Source organism: Klebsiella sp. RCJ4 (assembly GCF_009025755.1).
Lineage (GTDB): Bacteria > Pseudomonadota > Gammaproteobacteria > Enterobacterales > Enterobacteriaceae > Klebsiella > Klebsiella michiganensis.
In genome coordinates this window covers 170,735-191,171 of sequence record NZ_WCIN01000027.1, presented here as the reverse complement: position 1 = coordinate 191,171, position 20,437 = coordinate 170,735, and the positions used below count along the sequence as shown (strand labels likewise).

Annotated in this window: 15 protein-coding genes; 5 read left to right on the top strand and 10 right to left on the bottom strand. The window is 57.8% G+C overall.

Annotation, left to right across the window (positions count from 1 at the left end):
- Position 1 precedes the first annotated feature (1 nt).
- The 3 genes from cdaR to dgt all read right to left on the bottom strand — a co-directional run bounded on the left by cdaR (position 2) and on the right by dgt (position 4,439).
- On the bottom strand, positions 2-1,159 hold the full coding sequence (cdaR, locus tag F8562_RS09365) for a DNA-binding transcriptional regulator CdaR (protein WP_004098741.1): 1,158 nt from the start codon (positions 1,157-1,159) through the stop codon (positions 2-4).
- 191 nt (positions 1,160-1,350) lie between these two features.
- On the bottom strand, positions 1,351-2,790 hold the full coding sequence (gene degP / locus F8562_RS09360) for a serine endoprotease DegP (RefSeq protein WP_004098740.1): 1,440 nt from the start codon (positions 2,788-2,790) through the stop codon (positions 1,351-1,353).
- A gap of 134 nt (positions 2,791-2,924) precedes the next feature.
- Positions 2,925-4,439, bottom strand: coding sequence for a dGTPase (gene dgt, locus F8562_RS09355; RefSeq protein ID WP_014227994.1), 1,515 nt, complete (start codon positions 4,437-4,439; stop codon positions 2,925-2,927).
- An 84-nt stretch (positions 4,440-4,523) separates the two neighbouring features.
- Here dgt and mtnN point away from each other — a divergent pair, with 84 nt between their 5' ends.
- From mtnN to F8562_RS09340, 3 genes are all read left to right on the top strand, one after another.
- On the top strand, positions 4,524-5,222 hold the full coding sequence (gene mtnN, locus F8562_RS09350) for a 5'-methylthioadenosine/S-adenosylhomocysteine nucleosidase (RefSeq protein WP_014227993.1): 699 nt from the start codon (positions 4,524-4,526) through the stop codon (positions 5,220-5,222).
- On the top strand, positions 5,215-6,015 hold the full coding sequence (btuF, locus tag F8562_RS09345; RefSeq protein ID WP_014227992.1) for a vitamin B12 ABC transporter substrate-binding protein BtuF: 801 nt from the start codon (positions 5,215-5,217) through the stop codon (positions 6,013-6,015). Before mtnN ends, btuF begins: the two co-directional genes overlap by 8 nt.
- Before the next feature lie 183 nt (positions 6,016-6,198).
- Positions 6,199-6,822 (top strand): TRIC cation channel family protein, encoded by a 624-nt coding sequence (locus tag F8562_RS09340; protein ID WP_009654554.1) that lies wholly within the window; start codon positions 6,199-6,201, stop codon positions 6,820-6,822.
- A 99-nt stretch (positions 6,823-6,921) separates the two neighbouring features.
- Here the strand turns inward: F8562_RS09340 and erpA are convergent, their stop codons facing one another.
- On the bottom strand, positions 6,922-7,266 hold the full coding sequence (gene erpA / locus F8562_RS09335; protein WP_004098733.1) for an iron-sulfur cluster insertion protein ErpA: 345 nt from the start codon (positions 7,264-7,266) through the stop codon (positions 6,922-6,924).
- A gap of 81 nt (positions 7,267-7,347) precedes the next feature.
- Entirely contained in the window at positions 7,348-8,766 is a 1,419-nt protein-coding gene (clcA, locus tag F8562_RS09330; protein WP_032694441.1) for a H(+)/Cl(-) exchange transporter ClcA, read from the bottom strand.
- Between the two features lie 180 nt (positions 8,767-8,946).
- Between clcA and hemL the strand changes: the two genes are divergently transcribed.
- Together hemL and F8562_RS09320 are read left to right on the top strand one after the other, a co-directional pair.
- Positions 8,947-10,227 carry a glutamate-1-semialdehyde 2,1-aminomutase gene (gene hemL / locus F8562_RS09325; RefSeq protein WP_014837442.1) on the top strand — a complete coding sequence of 427 codons (1,281 nt, stop codon included), beginning with the start codon at positions 8,947-8,949 and terminating at the stop codon, positions 10,225-10,227.
- A 205-nt stretch (positions 10,228-10,432) separates the two neighbouring features.
- The gene (locus F8562_RS09320; RefSeq protein WP_094909461.1) at positions 10,433-11,350 is read left to right on the top strand and encodes an Rpn family recombination-promoting nuclease/putative transposase; all 918 of its coding nucleotides are present in this window, start codon (positions 10,433-10,435) and stop codon (positions 11,348-11,350) included.
- A gap of 58 nt (positions 11,351-11,408) precedes the next feature.
- Here the strand turns inward: F8562_RS09320 and fhuB are convergent, their stop codons facing one another.
- The 5 genes from fhuB to mrcB form a co-directional block, all read right to left on the bottom strand.
- A complete protein-coding gene (gene fhuB / locus F8562_RS09315) occupies positions 11,409-13,391 on the bottom strand; it encodes a Fe(3+)-hydroxamate ABC transporter permease FhuB (RefSeq protein WP_014837440.1) in 1,983 nt (660 codons plus the stop codon).
- Positions 13,388-14,278 (bottom strand): Fe(3+)-hydroxamate ABC transporter substrate-binding protein FhuD, encoded by an 891-nt coding sequence (gene fhuD, locus F8562_RS09310; protein WP_014837439.1) that lies wholly within the window; start codon positions 14,276-14,278, stop codon positions 13,388-13,390. Before fhuD ends, fhuB begins: the two co-directional genes overlap by 4 nt.
- Positions 14,278-15,075 carry a Fe3+-hydroxamate ABC transporter ATP-binding protein FhuC gene (gene fhuC / locus F8562_RS09305; RefSeq protein ID WP_004098728.1) on the bottom strand — a complete coding sequence of 266 codons (798 nt, stop codon included), beginning with the start codon at positions 15,073-15,075 and terminating at the stop codon, positions 14,278-14,280. The genes fhuD and fhuC overlap by 1 nt, the downstream gene beginning before the upstream one ends.
- Before the next feature lie 45 nt (positions 15,076-15,120).
- Positions 15,121-17,325 carry a ferrichrome porin FhuA gene (fhuA, locus tag F8562_RS09300; protein WP_094909462.1) on the bottom strand — a complete coding sequence of 735 codons (2,205 nt, stop codon included), beginning with the start codon at positions 17,323-17,325 and terminating at the stop codon, positions 15,121-15,123.
- A 274-nt stretch (positions 17,326-17,599) separates the two neighbouring features.
- Complete coding sequence (gene mrcB, locus F8562_RS09295; RefSeq protein WP_014837437.1) at positions 17,600-20,155, bottom strand: bifunctional glycosyl transferase/transpeptidase; 2,556 nt, start codon at positions 20,153-20,155, stop codon at positions 17,600-17,602.
- Positions 20,156-20,437 lie beyond the last annotated feature (282 nt).

Genomic DNA, 20,437 nt, shown 5'->3' with positions numbered 1-20,437 from the left:
TTTAGCGCTGCTCATCGAGCTGTAGCGCAATATACAGCAGCAGACGATCGTCAAAATTACCCAAATCCAGCCCCGTCAGCTCAGAGATGCGGTTTAAACGGTATTCCAGCGTATTGCGGTGGATAAACAGTGCTTTCGACGTCGCCAGCGGCTGCACGTTATGACGAAACCAGGCCTGTAAGGTGCGACGCAGCAGGCCGTTGTTATCCATCGCCTTCAGGCGAACCAGCGGGCGCGCCAGCTCATTGGCCTGCCAGCCGCCGCGCAGGCTATCCAGCAGTACCGGCAGCATCAAATCCTGGTAAAAATAGCTACGGCTCTCCGGCATCCGCTGTTTACCGACCATCATGGTGGTTCTGGCGGTGCGATACGAGCGAGCAATGCTGCCCGGCCCGGTAAAAAAGTTTCCCAGCGCCACGCGAAAACGCAGCTGACCGTTCTCTTTCATCCTGCTAATGAGCTGCTCGACCCGTTTGCAGTGATCTTCCGCATCCCAGCGGCCAAAGGCGTTCAGCGCGGGCTTCAGTACCACCATTTCGGTCAGCGAGACAATGGCCACCAGATTATTACGGTCCGGCGTGGTCAACGCGGTCTGGAGCTGCTGCAGCTCCGCCATCGCGCTGTCTACGCCCAGCTGGCCGCTATCCACTTCAATCATCGCCACCACGCGCGGTTGGTTGAGATCGATCCCCAGACGCTGGGCCCACTCGGTCAGCGCCGGGGTGTTCTCTTCCGCCTGAATCAGGTTCATCACCAGCTCTTCGCGCAGACGGCTATCCTGAGCCAGGAGATGCATCAGCCGCGATTGTTCCAGCATCATCTCGGCGGTCATACACACCAGTTCACCGTATTTACGCAGCGACTCCGGTTCGCCGGTCAGGCCGATAACGCCAACGATCTCCCCTTCCAGACGCAGCGGCAGGTTGATCCCCTGGCGCACGCCGTGCAGATGTCGGGCAACGGCATCATCAATATCGACAACGCGCCCCTGGGAAAGCACTAATAGCGCGCCTTCGTGCAATTCACCAATTCGCTCGCGGTCTCCGCTACCGATAATGCGCCCGCGGGCATCCATTACGTTAATATTGGTATCAATGATGCGCATCGTACGCGCCACGATATCCTGAGCCATTTTGGTATCAAGATGCCAGCCAGCCATGTAACCCTCCCGTGAGCAGGCTACCAGCATAAAAGAGTTGGCAACACGCCGCATTGTGCATTTGCACAAAGCCGGGCTAAGAAATATGGAGTTGTGGAAGATATCACAGAACGAAAAATGGAAGGGGCGGCAGAAATAAAAAAGCCCCTCTCCTCCGCAAGGAGAAAAGGGGCTTTGCGAACCGTCAGGGATTACTGCATCAGCAGATAAATTGACGTATCGCCGCGCTGGATATTCAGCGCCAGAACCGACGGTTTGGCATCAAAAATTTTGCGCAGGTCGGCAATATTTTTCACCGGCTGCTGGTTCGCGCCAACGATAATATCGCCTTTCTTCAGGCCAATCTGCGCCGCCGGCGTTCCCGCTTTCACGTTACTCACCACGACGCCTTTATCCTGACCTTTGTTGCTCATTTCCGCACCTTCAATACCGTTGAAGATGGTGCTGGAGTCAACCTGGTTCTGATTGCTCTGCTGCAGCTCAACGGTCACCGTCACCGGCTTGCCGTCACGCAGCAGGCCAAGCTCGACTTTGCTGCCGATCGGCATGGTACCCACCTGGGCACGCAGCGCGGCAAAGCTGCTGATCGATTTACCGTTCAGCGTGGTAATCACGTCGCCGGCTTTAATCCCCGCCTTAGCGGCCGCCGAGTTCGGCATCACCTGGCTGACGAACGCGCCGCGCTGAGCGTCAACTTTCATCGCTTTCGCCAGTTCGGAATTCAGCTCGGTCCCCATGATGCCCAGCTCACCGCGCTTAACCTGGCCAAATTTGACCATCTGATCGGTCAGGTTTTTCACCATGTTGCTCGGAATAGCGAAGCCGATACCAATGTTGCCGCCGTCCGGCGCCAGAATCGCGGTGTTGATACCGATCAGCTCGCCGTTCAGGTTAACCAGCGCGCCGCCGGAGTTACCGCGGTTGATCGCCGCATCGGTCTGGATAAAGTTTTCATAGTTTTCAACGTTCAGGCCGCTACGGCCCAAGGCGGAAACGATCCCCGAGGTCACGGTTTCGCCCAGGCCAAACGGGTTACCGATCGCCACGGTGTAATCGCCGACGCGCAGGGCGTCAGAGTCCGCCAGCTTAATCGCGCTCAGGTTTTTCGGATCCTGGATTTGAATCAGCGCAATATCAGAACGCGGGTCTTTGCCGACCACTTTCGCGTCGAACTTGCGGCCATCGCTGAGCTGAACTTTGATAGTAGTCGCGTTATCCACGACGTGGTTGTTAGTCACGACATAGCCTTTAGCGGCATCAATAATCACCCCGGAACCGAGGGCCATAAATTTCTGCTGCTGGCCGCCGTCGCTACCCGGCGCGCCGCCCTGCCCGCCGCCCTGACAGAACGGAGAGCTCTGGAACGGAGAACCATCCTGACAGAACGGCGAATTGTCGCCAAAGAACTGCTGGAAGTTACGCGGCATCCGCGGCGTATTAACGGTGGTGCTCCCCTCAACGTTAATGCTCACGACCGACGGCATCACTTTTTCCAGCATCGGCGCCAGGCTTGGCATCTGCTGCGCATTAGTCGCCGAAGAAGCTGTTTCCGCCGCGCTCGCAGAGAGAGGGGACAACGCCAGACCTAAACTCAGAGCCAGGGCACTCATTGCTAACGTGGTTTTTTTCATAGGTTTCAATCTCAATTTCAGATAACGAATAGTTGCTGTGTTGGTGACTATCAGAGTCATTTTATAGCGCGAAGTTCCGGAATGAAGTTTTGGTAAAAGTAAAAATTTATTGTCCGTCTTTACAAAACTCACCCTTATTCTACGGCCATCAATCGTCGATATTCATCCCATGCATACAAGTCGGTCATTCCGCTGATATAGTCCTGAATGAGACGACAGCGATAATAATATTCCATCACTGGAAACTCCGGATTATTGCGCGAAATCTTATTTACGGCTTCTATGTAAGCTAACCGATGACGAGTTGAAAGTTTCTGAAAAAGACGTGATGCAATCGGTAAACTTCGCACCCGCTCTTTTTCCACCAGCAAACTAAACTCATCCAGCGATAATTTTAACAGCGGCTGGTATATATCTAACAGACCGCTGATCACGCGATAGCCCTGCAGCTCCAGCTGCTCGACATCAGGATGGCTAAACACATGTTTTACCGCAACATTTTTGTATAGTTCAAGCAGCTGACTGCAATCGCTATCGTCCTCAAGCAGCGCGTGATTAAAATCGCCGCTAAAAATCTTCGCCAGGTTATCAATAAACCGCCGCGCCGCGTACGGTACCAGTCTATTGAGCGTATTAACCCGTAAATACATAAAAAACTGATCTTCAGTACTCCGGCTCAGAGAATTCGCACGCGATTTCTCCCAGGCGTTTTCGACAACCTGATTAAACAAGGAGCCTTTTTCGTGAACGCCCCAGGCTTCATAGAGATGCTGATAAAGCTGCTCTACGCTGAAGATGCGTTTTTCTACCGCATCTTCAAGGTCGGCGACGCAATATGAGATATCATCCGCGGCTTCCATAATCCACGTTAATGGGAAGCGATTGTAAGGAGCCAGATCCAGTTCTTTACGCAACCTCGCAACATAGCCCTCTTCGGCTAAATAATAACCAGGTTTTTTCATTAAATAATTGTGGCTGGCCGGCGCTTCCCCGCGCCACCATGCCGGACGTGTATATTTTAGAATACAGCCCACCTGCGCCCAGGTGAGATTCATGCGCATCAGCGTATGCACTAAGCGAATACCCTGCGCATTGCCTTCAAACCAGCATAAGTCCTGGCGAACCTTACGCCGCAGCTCATTCAGCTGGCTATCGCCTTCCTGCAGGCGCAGCGCCGCGACCACGCAGCGATCGTCGGTTAACGGCTGGCTGGCCGCATCGCCGGGGAAAAGCCGCTGGCTGAACCAATCATTAATTGCCGCCTCGCCAAAATGGCCAAATGGCGGATTGCCGATATCGTGCATCAGGCAGGCCATTTCAACAATGCTCTCGAACGGCCCGGTAAGCTCATCCAGCCCGTAGCTTTCCAGCAGCTTCTGCTCTTTCAGACGACTCAGCACCTCTTTGGCGATGTAGCGGCCCACCTGCTGAACTTCCAGAGAGTGGGTCAGCCGCGTACGCACCGCGGCATTGCGCTCCAGCGGGAAAACCTGGGTTTTTTGCTGCAGCCGGCGGATCGCCGGCGAGTTGATGATGCGTCCGCGATCGCTTTCGAAAATTCGCAGGATTTCACGCTCCGTCTCAACGCCCTGCGGTGAACGGTAGCGGCGACGCCAGTTAATCTTGTTGCGAAAATCGATCTTAGCCATGATCTCCCCCGAGCGAGCAATAACGTTTCCTTCTAAGCGCATGATAGACTATGCCGCTAAAACCCACACATCGCGAGTAAATCTATGAAAATCGGTATTATTGGCGCAATGGAAGAAGAAGTTACCCTTCTGCGCGACAAAATCGACAACCGCCAGACCATCACTATCGGCGGCAGCGAAATCTACACCGGCCAGCTGCAGGGCGTTGATGTCGCTTTGTTGAAATCGGGCATTGGCAAAGTCGCCGCCGCCATGGGCGCCACTCTGCTGATGGAGCACTGCAAGCCAGATGTGATTATTAACACCGGTTCTGCGGGCGGCCTCGCGTCGACCCTGAAGGTTGGCGATATCGTCGTCTCCGACGAAACGCGCTATCACGACGCGGACGTCACCGCGTTTGGCTATGAGTATGGCCAGCTACCGGGCTGCCCTGCCGGTTTCAAAGCCGATGATAAGCTGATTGCCGCCGCAGAGACCTGCATCAGCGCGCTGAATCTTAACGCGGTTCGCGGACTCATTGTCAGCGGCGATGCATTCATCAACGGTTCCATTGGTCTCGCCAAAATCCGCCACAACTTCCCGCAGGCCGTCGCGGTAGAAATGGAAGCCACCGCCATCGCGCACGTCTGCCACAACTATGGCGTACCGTTTGTTGTCGTTCGCGCCATCTCCGATGTTGCCGATCAGCAGTCGCATCTGAGCTTCGACGAGTTTCTCGCCGTTGCCGCGAAGCAATCCACCCTGATGGTGGAAAACCTGGTGCAGCACCTGGCTCGTGGCTAAGTCGCTCAACGCGGCGCTTGCCGTCCTGATGCTGCTTGCCCCGGCGTGGCTTTTCGCCGCGCCGCGGGTGATTACGCTCTCTCCCGCCAATACTGAACTGGCGTTTGCCGCCGGTATTACGCCGGTTGGCGTCAGCAGCTATTCCGATTATCCCCCGGAAGCCGCAAAGATAGAGCAGGTCTCCAGCTGGCAGGGGATGAATCTGGAACGCATCGTCGCCCTTAAGCCCGACCTGGTGCTGGCGTGGCGCGGCGGTAACGCTGAACGCCAGGTGAATCAGCTAAGCTCGCTCGGGATAAAAGTCATCTGGGTCGAAACATCGACTATCGAAGAGATTATCGCAACGCTTCGCCAGCTGGCGCAGTGGAGCCCGCAGCCGGAAAAGGCGCGGCAGGCGGCGCAGAAAATGCAGGACGCCTACCAGGCCTTAAAAACCCGCTACGCGAGCGGGCCGAAAAAACGCGTTTTTTTACAGTTCGGCGCCAACCCTCTCTTTACCACCAGCAAAGGCTCGATTCAGGATCAGGTTCTGACGCTGTGTGGGGGAGAAAACATTTTTGCCGCCAGCCGGGTTCCCTGGCCGCAGGTGAGCCGTGAACAGGTGCTGGCAAGGCAGCCGCAGGCCATTGTCATCGCCGGCGACCCCAGTCAACTTCCCGCCGTTGAGCGCTATTGGCAGAATCAGCTAAAAATTTCTTTTATTGCGCTACATGGCGACTGGTTTGAACGCGCGAGCCCACGTATTATTCTCGCCGCAAAACAACTCTGTACTGCGCTCGAGCAGATAAAATAATCACCTGCTAATCCAGGTGCAAAAAGGCTATCCCACCAGGCGCAATTGTTGCAGCCAGTTTGGACACGGGCAGCGCGGAACACCCGGAGCGTACATGTGGTACGTGAGGACTGTGAGCACTGCCCGGGGCCAAACTGGCAAATAAAATAACCTAATGGGATAGACTCTAAGTGGGAACTGACGATGCTTGTCTATTGGCTGGATATTATTGGCACCGCCGTGTTTGCCATCTCCGGCGTTCTGCTGGCTGGAAAGCTGCGCATGGACCCTTTCGGCGTGCTGGTATTAGGCGTGGTGACCGCGGTAGGCGGTGGCACCATTCGCGATATGGCCCTTGCTAACGGCCCGGTATTTTGGGTTAAAGACCCTACCGATCTGGTGGTGGCGATGGTCACCAGCATGTTCACTATCCTGCTGGTACGCCAGCCGCGCCGGTTACCCAAATGGGTGCTTCCGGTGCTGGACGCCGTCGGTCTGGCGGTATTTGTCGGTATTGGCGTTAACAAAGCCTTTCTTGCCCATAGCGGACCGCTGGTGGCCGTCTGCATGGGCGTCGTCACCGGCGTCGGCGGGGGGATCATCCGCGACGTGCTGGCGCGTGAAATCCCGATGATTCTGCGTACGGAAATCTACGCGACGGCCTGCATCGTTGGCGGCATCGTGCATGCGACGGCGTACTACACCTTTCAGGTTCCGTTAGAAAACGCGGCGATGATAGGTATGGTGGTCACGCTGGTCATCAGGCTGGCGGCCATCCGCTGGCACCTGAAGCTGCCAACGTTCGCGCTTGATGAGAATGGACGGTAATAAAAGCAAAACGGTAACCTTAACGTTACCGTTTTTAGCGTTTGCGCCCTCTCGCTGTATGAGAGGGCGGGGGAGAAGAGGCTCCCGGGCGCACTATCTTTAGACGCTGAACGAGGAGCCGCAGCCGCAGGTGCTTTTCGCATTCGGGTTGGTCACGATAAAACGCGAGCCTTCCAGACCTTCGGTATAATCGACGGCGCCGCCGACCAGATACTGCAGGCTCATTGGGTCAACCACCAGGCCGACGCCCTGCTTCTCGATAGTCATATCGCCTTCGTTAACCTGATCGTCGAAGGTAAAGCCGTACTGGAAACCGCTGCAGCCACCACCGGTGATGTACACGCGCAGTTTCAGGTTCGGATTGTCTTCATCCGCAATCAGGTCTTTTACTTTAATCGCCGCGGCTTCGGTAAACTCCAGCGGCAACGCTACGTCATCACTCATTTTATGCTCCCATTGATACTTCTGACCGGTTAAAGAATAACCCGACCTTTTGAGCCATTATCCAATACCCGAGTAAATCGTTCAAGTATTCTCCCCGCCGACCGGCTGCGCCTTTGCTTCCTGTTCCGCCTTTTGTTTTGCAAGGGTGCGCTGCAGAATAGTCGAGTATAAAGGCTTACCGCCGAGGAATTGTGCCAATAGTGTTGCGCCGAGACAGGTAATAATCATTGGCAAAATGAGCTGATAGTTATCGGTCATCTCCAGCACCAGCACGATGCCGGTCAACGGCGCGCGAACCGAGGCGGCTAGCAGCGCCCCCATCCCGGCGATGGCAAAGGTGCCGGCATCCAGATGATAGGCCGGAAACAGCGGCGTCGCCGCCATGCCAAACGCCGTGCCCAGCAGCGTCCCCAGCGCCAGCATCGGCGCAAAGATACCGCCAGGCGCGCCGGAAGAGAAGCAAAGCAGCGTGGTAATCACCCGCGCGATAAAAATAAACAGCAGCAGGCCGACGGAAAAATTGCCCGCCGCGGCGATGGGAATCAGGTTAAACCCGCCGCCGGACGCCGCCGGCTGAATCAGACCCAGCACGCCGCAGCTTCCGCCGATCAGGCCGCCAATCAGCACCCATTTTTTAATGTTGCCGCCGTGGAGCCGCTGGAACATATCCTGGGTGCGCAGCACCAGCGTATTAAACAGCGGGCCAACACAGCCAAAAATCATCCCGAGGATCAAATACAGCCACAGGGTGTTGACCGGCGCATTGCTGAGCTTACCGACCTCGATAACCGCTTTATCGCCGTTGAAGATACGGAAGACGATGGTGGCCATAATGACGCCGGTAAACACGGCTTTAATGGAGATCAGGTTGTAGCGAAACTGCGGGCGCATCTCTTCAATAATAAACAGAATCCCGGCCAGCGGCGCGTTAAAGGCGGCGGAGAGCCCCGCCGCGGCGCCGGTCGCCAGCAGCGTATGGCGCGCTTCCGGACTGCGCATGCGAAAAACGTCCACCACCATGCGCCCAAGATTGCCCCCAAGCTGCACCATCGGCCCTTCGCGCCCCAGCACCATGCCCGCACCCAGCGTCCCCATGCCGCCGATAAACTTCACCGGCAGTACGCGCCACCAGCGAACGGGACGCAGCTCCTCCAGCGCGCCTTCAATTTCCGGGATCCCGGATCCGCCCGCTTCCGGCGCAAAACGACGGACGAGAAAATAGCCCACCATCGCCAGCAAAGCGGAGAGGATAAAGGCCAGCGGCCAGACCAGAAACCAGTGGTCCGCCACCTCTACCAGCGCGCCTATGCGCAGGTTCTGCACCCAGTTGACGCTTTTTTCAAACGCGACGCCGATCAGCCCCGCCAGCGTGCCGACAACGGCCGCCATTAATAACACCGCCAGCGGCGTTTTATCACGCTGAATCAACCGACGCACGGCATCGCTGCGGCGAACGCGTACGAACTGATGTGCTGAAGAAGAGGGGTTTTCTGCTTTCATGCCATTATCAATAATAAGTAATACAAATAGAAAGAAGGTCATTCTAGCCAACCGGACAGGCTCCGTCGTCAAAAAAATGCGCCGTGACCCCATTGTTTCAATTGGGCAAAACTTTCATAACCTTCCTGGAATAACTTAGAATAGTCGACAAAACATTTTTCACGAACCAGGACCCTGGCAATGAGCAAATCTGAAAATCTGTATAACGCTGCGCGTGAACTTATTCCCGGCGGCGTGAACTCTCCGGTACGTGCGTTCACCGGCGTCGGCGGTACGCCGCTGTTTATCGAGCGCGCCGACGGCGCTTACCTTTACGACGTTGATGGTAAAGCATATATCGATTATGTCGGCTCCTGGGGCCCAATGGTGCTGGGTCATAACCATCCGGCCATCCGCAACGCGGTCATTGAAGCCGCCGAACGCGGCCTGAGCTTTGGCGCGCCGACGGAGATGGAAGTTAAAATGGCGGCGCTGGTCACCGAGCTGGTCCCGACCATGGATATGGTCCGCATGGTGAACTCCGGTACCGAAGCCACCATGAGCGCCATTCGCCTGGCCCGCGGCTTCACCGGCCGTGACAAAATTATCAAGTTCGAAGGCTGCTACCACGGCCACGCCGACTGCCTGCTGGTAAAAGCCGGCTCAGGCGCGCTGACGCTCGGCCAGCCGAACTCGCCGGGCGTGCCGGCGGATTTCGCCAAACACACCCTGACTTGCACCTATAACGATCTGTCCTCGGTTCGCGCCGCGTTCGAACAGTATCCGCAGAATATCGCCTGCATCATCGTTGAGCCGGTAGCCGGTAATATGAACTGCATCCCGCCGCAGCCGGAGTTTCTGCCGGGCCTGCGCGCGCTGTGCGACGAGTTCGGCGCGCTGCTGATTATTGATGAAGTCATGACCGGCTTCCGCGTGGCGCTGGCCGGCGCGCAGGATTACTACGGCGTTGTGCCGGATCTGACCTGCCTTGGCAAAATCATCGGCGGCGGTATGCCGGTTGGCGCATTCGGCGGTCGTCGTGAGGTGATGGATGCCCTGGCGCCGACCGGCCCGGTTTATCAGGCAGGCACCCTCTCCGGCAACCCCATCGCGATGGCGGCAGGTTTCGCTTGCCTGACCGAAGTGGCGCAGCCCGGCGTGCACGAGACGCTAACCGAGCTCACTAACCAGCTGGCCCAGGGTCTGCTGGACGCCGCGCGCGATGCCGGTATTCCGCTGGTGGTGAATAACGTCGGCGGCATGTTCGGCATTTTCTTTACCGACGCGCCAACCGTGACCTGCTACCAGGACGTGGTCAAATGCGATGTCGAGCGGTTTAAACGCTTCTTCCACCTGATGCTGGAAGAGGGCGTCTACCTGGCGCCGTCGGCGTTTGAAGCGGGCTTTATGTCCATCGCCCATAGCGAAGAAGATATCGACAACACCGTCGCCGCCGCGCGTAACGCCTTCGCGAAGCTGTAACCTCAACGCCGGGGCCCCCCTGCCCCGGCAATACGCATCTTGTTTAAAAGCATCATTTTGCGTCGGCCCACGCATAACAAGATGCAAACGCGATCGCCTCGAAAGATTGTCATCATCCCGCCTCGTAGAACCCAAAATCGTCGGCAGACAATGGGCAGGCAAAAGCAGATTCTCAGCGGAAACTCAGCCGCAAGGATTGCTCAGAATGACAACACAATCGTCCCCTACACCGCATGACGCCATTTTTAAACAGCTACTGGCCCATATCGATACCGCCAGAGACTTTATTGATATCCATCTTCCGGCAGACCTGCGCTCGCTGTGCGATCTCAACACGCTTCAGCTGGAATCAGGTAGTTTTATTGAAGAAGATCTGCGGGCTTACTATTCCGACGTGCTGTACTCATTGGAAATCAATAATAAGACGGGCTATATCCATGTGCTTATTGAGCATCAAAGCTCACCGGACAAGCAGATGCCGTTTCGTCTCATGCGCTATAGCGTCGCCGCCATGCAGCACCATCTGGAAGCGGGCCCGTTGGTTGTTCCCATTTTGTTTTATCAGGGCAAAACCTCGCCCTACCCCTTCTCAATGAACTGGTACAGTATGTTCGACTTGCCGGAGTGGGCAAAAATAATCTACAACCGCCCTTTTCCGCTGGTCGATATCACGGTGATACCTGATAACGCGATTATGCAGCATCGGCGTATTGCGATCCTGGAGCTCCTGCAAAAGCATATTCGCCAGCGGGATCTCATGTTGCTGCTCGAGCAATTGGGGATTCTGCTTAACGCGGGATACACTACCGCCGAGCAGCTAAAAGTGTTATTTAGCTATATGGGGCAGCGCGGTCACACCGAAAACCCTAAGGCTTTTTTCAATGGACTGGTAAGTCATATACCGCAGGAGGAGTCGATGGAAACGCTGGACGAATGGCTGGAAAAAAACGGCAAAGAGCTTTTTATTGAATGGGGCCAGGAAAAGGGTGAGGCAAAGGCTCGACTAAAAATTGCCAACCGGATGCTGGAAAACGGCATGGAGCGATCGCTGGTTATCCAGCTCACGGAAGTGACGGAAAACGAATTAGAGCAGTTGCAGAATTCCGCAGTTAGTCCCAACTGAATCCGGGCAAAAAGGGTATAACATCGCGACGCCCGCCGGGCATCGCGATGGTGAAACGCTACCGGCTCTGCTTTCTCAACAGATAGATAAAGTACGGCGCGCCGATAAACGTCGACAGCAATCCTGCCGGGATTTGGTACGGGAACATCAGCATCCGGCCGCACCAGTCGGCGAACACCAGCAGCGCTCCGCCAATCAGGCCGGAGATCGCCATATGCGGCATCGTACGCCGGAATCCCATCATACGCGCAATATGCGGCGCCATTAACCCCACGAAGCTGAGCGGGCCAATCGTTAGGGTTGCGGCCGCGGTCAGACATGCCGCCAGCAGCAGCAGCCCGATACGTGACGGCGTCAGCGCCATCCCGACCGCCCTCGCCGCCTCGCCGCCCAGCGGCAGAATCGTCAACCAGCGTCGGCAAAGCGGAGTCAGCGCCAGCAGAATAAGCATCACCGCGCCGCTGCGCATCACGAGCTCCGGCGTGGCGCTGTAGGTTGAGCCGGAAATCCACGTCAGGATCTGCGCCATTCGCGGATCGCCGCTGGCCTGCAGCATCATCAGCAGCATGGTAAACGCCGTGCTCAGCGCCATCCCCGCCAGCAGCATGCGATGCGGCGAGAACCCGCCGCGTCCGGCGGCAATCAGAATGACCAGCAGCGTCGCCGCCGCGCCGAGGCTACCGGCGGGCAGCAGCCAGCCAAAGGCATTTCCCGGCACGAAGAACAGCATCACCACCACGCCAAACGCCGCGCCCGAGCTGATCCCGAGCACTTCCGGACTGGCCATCGGATTACCGGTTAAGCGCTGGATAATGCAGCCCGCCACCGCCAGCATCACGCCAGCGAACAGCGCCGCCAGAATGCGCGGCCAGCGCCAGGGCATTAGCTCATCCAGTAGCGTACCGCTGGCCCAGTGCCAGCCCTGCGCGTCGCGGCCGAAAGCCAGCGCCGCGACGATGGCCAGCAGCAGAATCGCCAGCCCGCCCAGCGCGAACCACAGCACATGTTGCCGTTCAGCCAGCACGCTATCGCCACCGTTCATCACCGGCGCGCTAATGCTGCGCAGGCGCGGCAGCAGCCATAGCAGCAGCGGCGCGCCAATCAGCGCGGTCACCGAACCGGTGGAGATCTCCATCCACACCCGGGCCAGCCAGAGGATAACCTGATCGGAGAGCCACAGCAGCAGCGCGCCAATCAGGGCCGCCAGCAGCAGGCGCGAGAGGAGGCGACGCGCGCCCAGCATCTTCGCCAGCAGCGGCGCGAACAGGCCGATAAAGCCAATAATCCCCACCGCATTCACCAACAGGGCGCTAATGATAATCGCCAGGGTCAACGCCCCCAGCCGCGCCAGCGAGAGCGCCAGTCCGAGGTTGCGCGCCACGCCGTCGTCCAGCCCCATCAGGGTCAGCGGACGCAGCAGCAGCAGCGTTAAAATCGCTCCGCCCAGCAGCTGCGGCCACAGCCGCTGCACCACGCTCCAGTCGGTCTGCGTCAGGGTACCGGTACTCCACAGGAACATACTTTGCAGCCGATCGTGATGGAAAATAGCCATTAGTTGATTAAGCGCGCCGCAGTACAGGCTCACCACCAGCCCTGCCAGAATCAACGTCACCGGCGAGAGGCGTTTGCCCCACGACACGCCAAACACCAGCGCGCCGACAATGCACGCCCCGGCCAGCGCGGCGAACTGCGACGCCAGCACGCCAGGAATCGCCCACAGCGTGGTGACCGTCATGCCCAGCTGCGCCCCGGTCGCCACGCCGAGCGTCGTCGGCTCCGCCAGCGGGTTACGTAGCACCTGCTGGAACAGCACGCCCACCAGCCCCAGCCCGGCGCCGACCAGCAGCGATATCGCCAGCCGCGGCAGCAGGCTGTAGTGGAACAGCATCTGAGCGATATTATCGATATTCGGCTGCCACAGCGCCTGCCCCCATTCGCTTCGCGGCAGCGCCACGTTGAGGTTGAACAGCGTCAGCGCAGCGGCGACGAGAAGGAGCGTCAACAGCAGTGATGTCGCCAAAGGCGAAATTCGCGATCTCACGCCGGGCCTCCCTGAGCGTCGGCCAGCACGCGGGCAAAATGCATCGCCGATAGCGTCGCGCCATAGAACCACACCGCCGGGACGCGCTGAAAACGCCCTGCGCGAACAAACGGCATCGCTCGCCACAGCGGCGTCGCCATAAGCTGCGCCATCTCCCGCGCATTGCCGTGATCGAAGCAGATAACGTCGGCGTCTCTGTAGGCCGCCAGCCGGTCAATACCGACGGTGACGCTGCCCCAGAAGGTGGTTTCGCCCTGCCAGGCATTTTTGATGGCAAAGCGGTCGAGCACCTCCTGGAACAGGCTGTTTTGCGCAAAAACCAGCACGTGACGGCTATCAAGCAGAGTAATCATCAGCAGCGGACGATCGCCGCGGCGGGCAAAGCGCGGTCGCAGGCTCTCCATCAGGGCGTCAAATTCCGCCAGATGGCGCTTCGCTTCCCGCTGTCTGCCGATCAGATCAGCCATTTCGCCAAGCGACTGCTGAGCCATCATCAGCGGGCGCTTGCCGTCGCTGAAGGTGAATCCTCGTCCGGGCGCAATACGCGCCAGCTTTTCCGCCGACGGGCCGTATCCCGCCGACCAGACCAGAAACGACGGCTTCATCTGCGTCAGCAGCTCCAGATTGGGCTCGGTACGCAGCCCGACGTCAATCACCGAATCAGGTAGCGCCGGTTCATTGACCCACAGCCGGTAGTTAGGGATATCGGCAACGCCGTAGGGCGTAACGCCCAGCGCCAGCAGCAGCTCTACCGGCAGCCATTCGAGCGCGACAATACGCTGCGGATCCACTTCCGCCGCCCGCGCGCCGCGCATCTGCCACAGCAGCGGCGACAGCGCCATTGCGGTCAGCAGGCGCCGCCGCGTGATGAATGTGAGGTTTTCCATCAATAGACAAAACTTACCGGCGCTGCGCCAGCCGGATGCGGCAGGATCCCCATCGGGATGCCGTAAATTTGTTCCAGGGTTTCGCTGCGCATCAGCTCCGCGGGCGTTCCCTGAGCGATCATCTCACCGCCGCGCAGCGCAACCAGATAGTCGCAGTAGCGCGCCGCCATATTGATATCATGCAGTACGGCGATCACCGTCAGCCCGCGCTGCTGGCTGAGGCGATGGACCAGCGCCAGCACATCCACCTGGTGGGCGATATCCAGCGCCGAGGTAGGTTCATCGAGCAGCAGGCAGCGGCTATCCTGAGCCACCAGCATGGCAATCCACGCGCGCTGGCGTTCACCGCCGGAGAGGCTGTCCACCAGCCGGTGGGCCAGCGGTTTTAGCCCGACCAGCGCAATCGCCTCTTCCACTTTCTCCCGATCCGCCGCGCCAAAACGCCCCAGCGCTCCGTGCCACGGGTAGCGGCCGATCGCCACCAGCTCCCGCACCGTCATGCCTTCCGCCGGCGGCAGCTGCTGCGGCAGATAAGCCACTTTGCGGGCAAAGGCTTTACTGCCCCAGCTGTCGAGCGGCTGACCGTCGAGCAAAACCTCCCCGTCTGAGGGCGCCTGATGGCGGCCAAGCATTTTCAGCAGCGTCGATTTGCCGGAGCCGTTATGGCCAATCAGGCCCGTGACTTTTCCCGCCGGGAAGGTTAACGACAGAGGATGCAGCAGCGTTCGGCCGGGCACGCGGAAGGTCACGCGGTCCAGTGAAAACGTCGTATCGGAGTGCGGAGTGATTTCCTGCATAACGGAACCTGGTCAGAGGCGCGGCGAACCGCGCCCGTTAAGTGGTTAGAAACGGAAAGTCGCGGTCGCCACAACCTGGCGCTCAGCGCCCCAGTAGCATGCGTACTCGCTATAGCAGCTGGAAACGTATTCGCGATCGAACAGGTTGTTGACGTTGACCCCGATCGACGAACCCGGCAGACCAAAGCGCGCTAAATCATATTTCACGGTGGCATCCATTAACGCGTAGCCCGCGACGTTGAAGGCGTCATCTTTTTTCCCCGTCGAAGTATCGTTTTTGTAATAGCTTACCGTTGAACCGACATAGCGCGCCCCGGCACCCACCGTCAGGCCGCTCAGCGCGGTTTCGTGGAAGGTGTAGTCCGCCCACAGCGACGCCATGTTGCGCGGCACTTCCGCCGGACGCTTGCCGTTAAAGGTGGTGTCATGCTGGTATTGAGCGTCGGTATAGGTATAGGAAGCCGTCACGTTGACGTTGGCGTTAACCGCCGCCTTCGCCTCCAGCTCAATCCCGCGAGAGCGGATTTCGCCCGTCTGGATGCTGAACGAGGCGTTGTTCGGATCCGCCGTCAGGTTTTTATCTTTGGTCAGCTGATATACCGCGGCGGTCAGCACGACCGGCATATCCTTCGGTACGTACTTCACCCCGGCTTCATACTGTTCGCCGTGGGAAGCATCGAAGGGTTTGCCATCCCGCGACGATCCGGAAACCGGCTCAAAAGACTGGCTGTAGCTGAAGTATGGCGAGATACCATTATCAAACAGATAGTTAATACCGCCGCGCCAGGTGAACTGCTGATCGTGATTTTTGGCGAGGGTATTCGCAGGGCGCGTCAGGGTTGAAGCCATCGCATAGTCGTAGCGGCCCCCCAGCGTCATCACCCACTTATCCCACGCCATCTGATCCTGGGCATAGAGACCGGTCTGCTCCATACGGTTCAGCACTGAATAGGGGAAGTTAACGCTAACGTTTGCATTGCCGTACTGCGGGTTCTGCATGTCAAGCGCGGAAGCCGTCCCGTAATCGGCTTTCACATCATTGCGCATGCGCGAATAATCCACGCCGGTTAACAGAGTGTGCCCTACCGCGCCGGTAGCGAAATCAGACTGCAGCTGAGTATCAACGGTAAACGTATTAAGGTTCTCATCAGAGCGAACATACGCACGGTTGATTTTGCCTGTCGGCGTATATCCGTTGCCGTAGACCGAACGGTAGAGGGTATGGACGTTGGCATAACGCAGGTTCTGACGTACGGTGAAAGTATCATCAAACTGATGCGAGAAGCTGTAGCCCACCATCTGCTGACGGCGGGACATCTTATTATCCGCCTCGCCTTCGTTAAAGTCCGTCGGCAGCTTATGCGCCTTACCGTTGGCGTCGTAATACGGCACCACCGTCCCTTCACGCGGCAGCCAGCCGTAATATCCGGCATACGGATCGCTCTGGAAATTACTCAGGAAAGTGAAGTCCGTTTTGTCATCCGGACGCCAGCTAAAGGAGGGGGCGACCGCGTAACGGGTAGACTTCGCCATTTGCTGCTGGGCGTCCTGGCTGCGGCCCAAACCGGTCAGACGATATGACCACACGCCGTCATCATCAATGGCGTCGCTGAAATCAAATCCCGTCTGCCACAGATTATCGGTGCCCATTTTAAACTGGATTTCTTTCAGCGGCTCAGTGGTCGGACGCTTGCTGACCATGCTGACGATACCGCCAGGGTTGCTGTTGCCGTACAGCACCGACGTTGGCCCGCGCATCACCTCAACACGTTCGAGGAAATAAGGGTCCATCGATACTTCGGAATAGTTATTACCCTGCAGCTTCATCCCATCCAGATACTGGTTGGTATTCACCGTTGTCGACGTGGTGAAACCACGAATCGTCACCACATCATAGGTGGTTGAGCTGCCGCGAGTCGAGAATACGCCCGGCGTATAGGCCAGCGCTTCTTTCACCGTCGTCGGCTGCTTCATCTCCATTTCCTGACGGGTCACCACGGAAATAGACTGCGGCGTTTTTTCGATGGGGGTATCGGTTTTTGTTGCGGTAGCCGAATGTTTCGCCGCGATGGTCGCTGCCGGTCCCCAGGCGCTCTCCTGCGGGGCCGGAGCGGCGGTGACGGTAATGGTTTCTTCTTTCGGTTCAACTGCCGCCTGTGCATAAACAGACATGCCGCTAACCGCCGTGGCTACTACAACTGCGATTTTACGCAGCGAGTGATTTGGCTGAGCAGTTTTAAGACGCGCCATGGGTATATCTCTAATAGAAGTGAATGATAACGTAAACGAGAATTATTATTATAACGAGTGACATAATAGGCGAAACGCGCGCGGCAAGGCAAGAAATATGCCCCCTGTGAGCGATCAAAGGATGAATAAATAACCAGACGGTAAGTGTGGGGTTAAACGGCTGTTAATTAAATGACAGAGATAAAAAGGCCCTCTACTACCGGAGTAGTAGAGGGCCTATATTTCCGCCTCCATTCAACCGACAAAGCGCCGGTTTACAGGATGCAGCGGCGGGTTAATTGCTGCCGAACATATCCTTAATCCAGCCCGCTACGCCATCGCTCTTCTCCTGCTTCGGCGGTTGCTGCTGCTGATTTTGCTGCTGCGGCTGCTGCCCGGACTGATTGAACGGGTTATTCGCCTGCTGCTGCTCAAGCTGCTGCTGTTGGATCTGTTCGCCCTGGCGGCACAGCGCGTCCGGCGAGGTCGTCCATACCGGCAGCGAGCGCATGCCGCCGCTGCAGACAAAGTTACCGCTGCCATCGACGCCCATATCCACCACGTCTTCAGGCGGAGTCAGCACCAGCGGCGTCGGCGTCTGGTTAGCCAGGTAGCGCTGATAAATTGACATCGCGCCGCTGGCGCCGTACAGCTTGGTCGGCTGGTTATTATCGCGACCCACCCAGGTAATGGTCACCTGACCGCCGTCAATACCGGCAAACCAGGTATCAACGTTGTTGTTGGTGGTCCCGGTTTTACCCGCCAGATGCAGGCCCGGATACTTCGCGCCCAGCTGGCGACCGGTACCGCGCTGCACCACCTGCTGCATGGTCCACAGCGTCATATACGCCGCCTGCGCCGGCACCGCGCGTTCCGCCTGCGGATAGCTCTGATAGAGCACGGTACCATCTTCAGCAATAACGGAACGCAGCGCGGACAGCGGTGCGCGGTTACCCCCGCTGGCAATGGTCTGGAACGCCTGCGCCACTTCAATCGGCGTCAGGTTCAGCGCCCCCAGCAGCATAGACGGCACGGCGTTCAGCTGATTCTTCGGCGCGCCCAGCTTAGTCCAGGTATCGACCACCGCCGGCAGACCCAGCGCCATCCCAAGGTTCACCGTCGGCACGTTCATTGAACGCGTCAGCGCGTCAACCAGCATCACTTTACCGCTATCGCTGTAGCGACGATCGTCGTTCTGCGGCGACCACGTCTGGCCATTAGACAGGCGAATCGAGATAGGCGCATCGGCAATCCAGGTATTGAGACGATACTGGTTCGGCTGGCTTAGCGCGGTCAGATAGGTCGCCGGTTTTGCCAGTGAACCAATTGAACGACGCGCCTGCATCGCGCGGTTATAGCCGGCAAACTGCGGCTCCGCGCCGCCGACCATCGCCCGCACCTCGCCGGTGAAGCGGTCGACCACCACCATCGCGGTTTCCAGATCCGGCAGCTTACGCTGTTTCTTCAGCGCCGGAATACCTTCCGTCGCCGCTTTTTCCGCCGCGTCCTGCGCGACCGAGTCGAAGGTGGTAAAGATCTTCACGCCGGAGAGATCTTTCACTTTGTCGCCCAGTTTCGCCTGCAGCTCCTGGCGTACCATCTGCATAAACGCCGGCTGCGGAGAGATCACCCCGCCGCGCGGCTGTACGCCCAGCGGACGCGCGCTGAGCATGTCATACAGCTCCTGATCGATAACCTGCTGCTGCTGCAGCAGACGCAGCACGAGATTGCGTCGCTCCAGCGCCAGCTTCGGGTTACGCCACGGGTTATAGACCGACGCGCCTTTTACCATCCCCACCAGCAGCGCCTGCTGATCGAGGCTCAGCTCTTCCACCGGACGACCAAAGTAATAGAGGCTCGCCAGCGGGAAGCCGCGGATCTCGTTATCGCCGCTCTGGCCGAGGTACACTTCGTTCATATACAGCTCAAGGATACGATCCTTGCTGTAGCGGGCATCGACGATCAGCGCCATATAGGCTTCATTAATCTTACGCCAGTACGAACGTTCGCTGGAGAGGAACAGGTTCTTCACCAGCTGCTGGGTCAGCGTACTCGCGCCCTGCACCGTACGCCCGGCGGTCAGGTTCGCCAGCACCGCGCGGCCAATCGAGTAGAGGCTGATGCCGTCGTGTTCGTAGAAATGGCGGTCTTCCGTCGCCAGCAGGGTATCGACCAGCAGATCCGGGAAGCCGTTGCGCTTAACAAACAGACGCTGTTCGCCGTTGGCCGATTGCAGCATGGTGATCAGGCGCGGATCGAGACGGAAGAAACCGAACTGGCGGTTGTTATCCATATTCTCGATAGTGTCCAGACGATCGCCATTAAAGGTCAGACGCGCGCGCACCTGCCCTTCTTTACTGTCCGGGAAATCGAACGGACGGCGGATCATCTCGATACTGTTGGCCTGTACCGTGTATTCGCCCGGGCGCGTCATCGCGCTCACCTGACGATACTGCGTGGCGTTGAGCAGGCGCACCATTTCGTTTTTGCTGATCTGCATATCCGGCTCAAGGTTGACCATCCGGCCATAAACCGCCGCGGGCAGATCCCAGACTTTACCGTCGATGCGGCTGCGGATTTTCTGATCGAGGTAGACGCCATAGGCGGCAATCAACACCGCGCAGACGACCCCAATCTTAATCAGCAGCCATAGCCAGGCGCGTTTACGACGAGGGGGTTTACCGCCTTTGCCTTTTCCTTTCCGCGGCATCGGTTTTTCATCCTCATAGTCATCATCATCGTAATCGTCGTCGTAGTCCTCTTCCCGGACCCGACGGCGAGTTACCTTTTGTTTTGCCGGGCGCGAGGGTCTCCCCTTACGTCCGATCGGCTCGCGGTCATCTCCCGCCATGCTTTTTCTCCGCAACTTACAGGCGTAAAGGCCTGATTCTCAATGTTTCCCCGATTGGGGGAAAGAAGAAATCTCTCAAATTGACGCCCGACCGTTTTGGCTTTCAGGCGACCATTTATGAACTGCGCGACGCGTTATCATGTCGCTCGCATGATTTTCACTTTAAAAATTCACCATACAAATCACATTGTTACCGGCTTCATCGACAGAATAGTTCGGGACACGGTACTTGTTGTCCAGGCGATACAGGATAGCACTAAACCGCGACATTCTTAACCAGCA

Coding starts and splice junctions, on each gene's coding strand:
- fhuC (WP_004098728.1), bottom strand. CDS start 15,075: ATGCAGGAAATCACTCCGCACTCCGATACGACGTTTTCACTGGACCGC.
- mrcB (WP_014837437.1), bottom strand. CDS start 20,155: ATGGCGGGAGATGACCGCGAGCCGATCGGACGTAAGGGGAGACCCTCG.
- dgt (WP_014227994.1), bottom strand. CDS start 4,439: ATGGCTAAGATCGATTTTCGCAACAAGATTAACTGGCGTCGCCGCTAC.
- cdaR (WP_004098741.1), bottom strand. CDS start 1,159: ATGGCTGGCTGGCATCTTGATACCAAAATGGCTCAGGATATCGTGGCG.
- fhuA (WP_094909462.1), bottom strand. CDS start 17,325: ATGGCGCGTCTTAAAACTGCTCAGCCAAATCACTCGCTGCGTAAAATC.
- erpA (WP_004098733.1), bottom strand. CDS start 7,266: ATGAGTGATGACGTAGCGTTGCCGCTGGAGTTTACCGAAGCCGCGGCG.
- degP (WP_004098740.1), bottom strand. CDS start 2,790: ATGAAAAAAACCACGTTAGCAATGAGTGCCCTGGCTCTGAGTTTAGGT.
- F8562_RS09320 (WP_094909461.1), top strand. CDS start 10,433: ATGACAACACAATCGTCCCCTACACCGCATGACGCCATTTTTAAACAG.
- fhuD (WP_014837439.1), bottom strand. CDS start 14,278: ATGGAAAACCTCACATTCATCACGCGGCGGCGCCTGCTGACCGCAATG.
- clcA (WP_032694441.1), bottom strand. CDS start 8,766: ATGAAAGCAGAAAACCCCTCTTCTTCAGCACATCAGTTCGTACGCGTT.
- mtnN (WP_014227993.1), top strand. CDS start 4,524: ATGAAAATCGGTATTATTGGCGCAATGGAAGAAGAAGTTACCCTTCTG.
- hemL (WP_014837442.1), top strand. CDS start 8,947: ATGAGCAAATCTGAAAATCTGTATAACGCTGCGCGTGAACTTATTCCC.
- F8562_RS09340 (WP_009654554.1), top strand. CDS start 6,199: ATGCTTGTCTATTGGCTGGATATTATTGGCACCGCCGTGTTTGCCATC.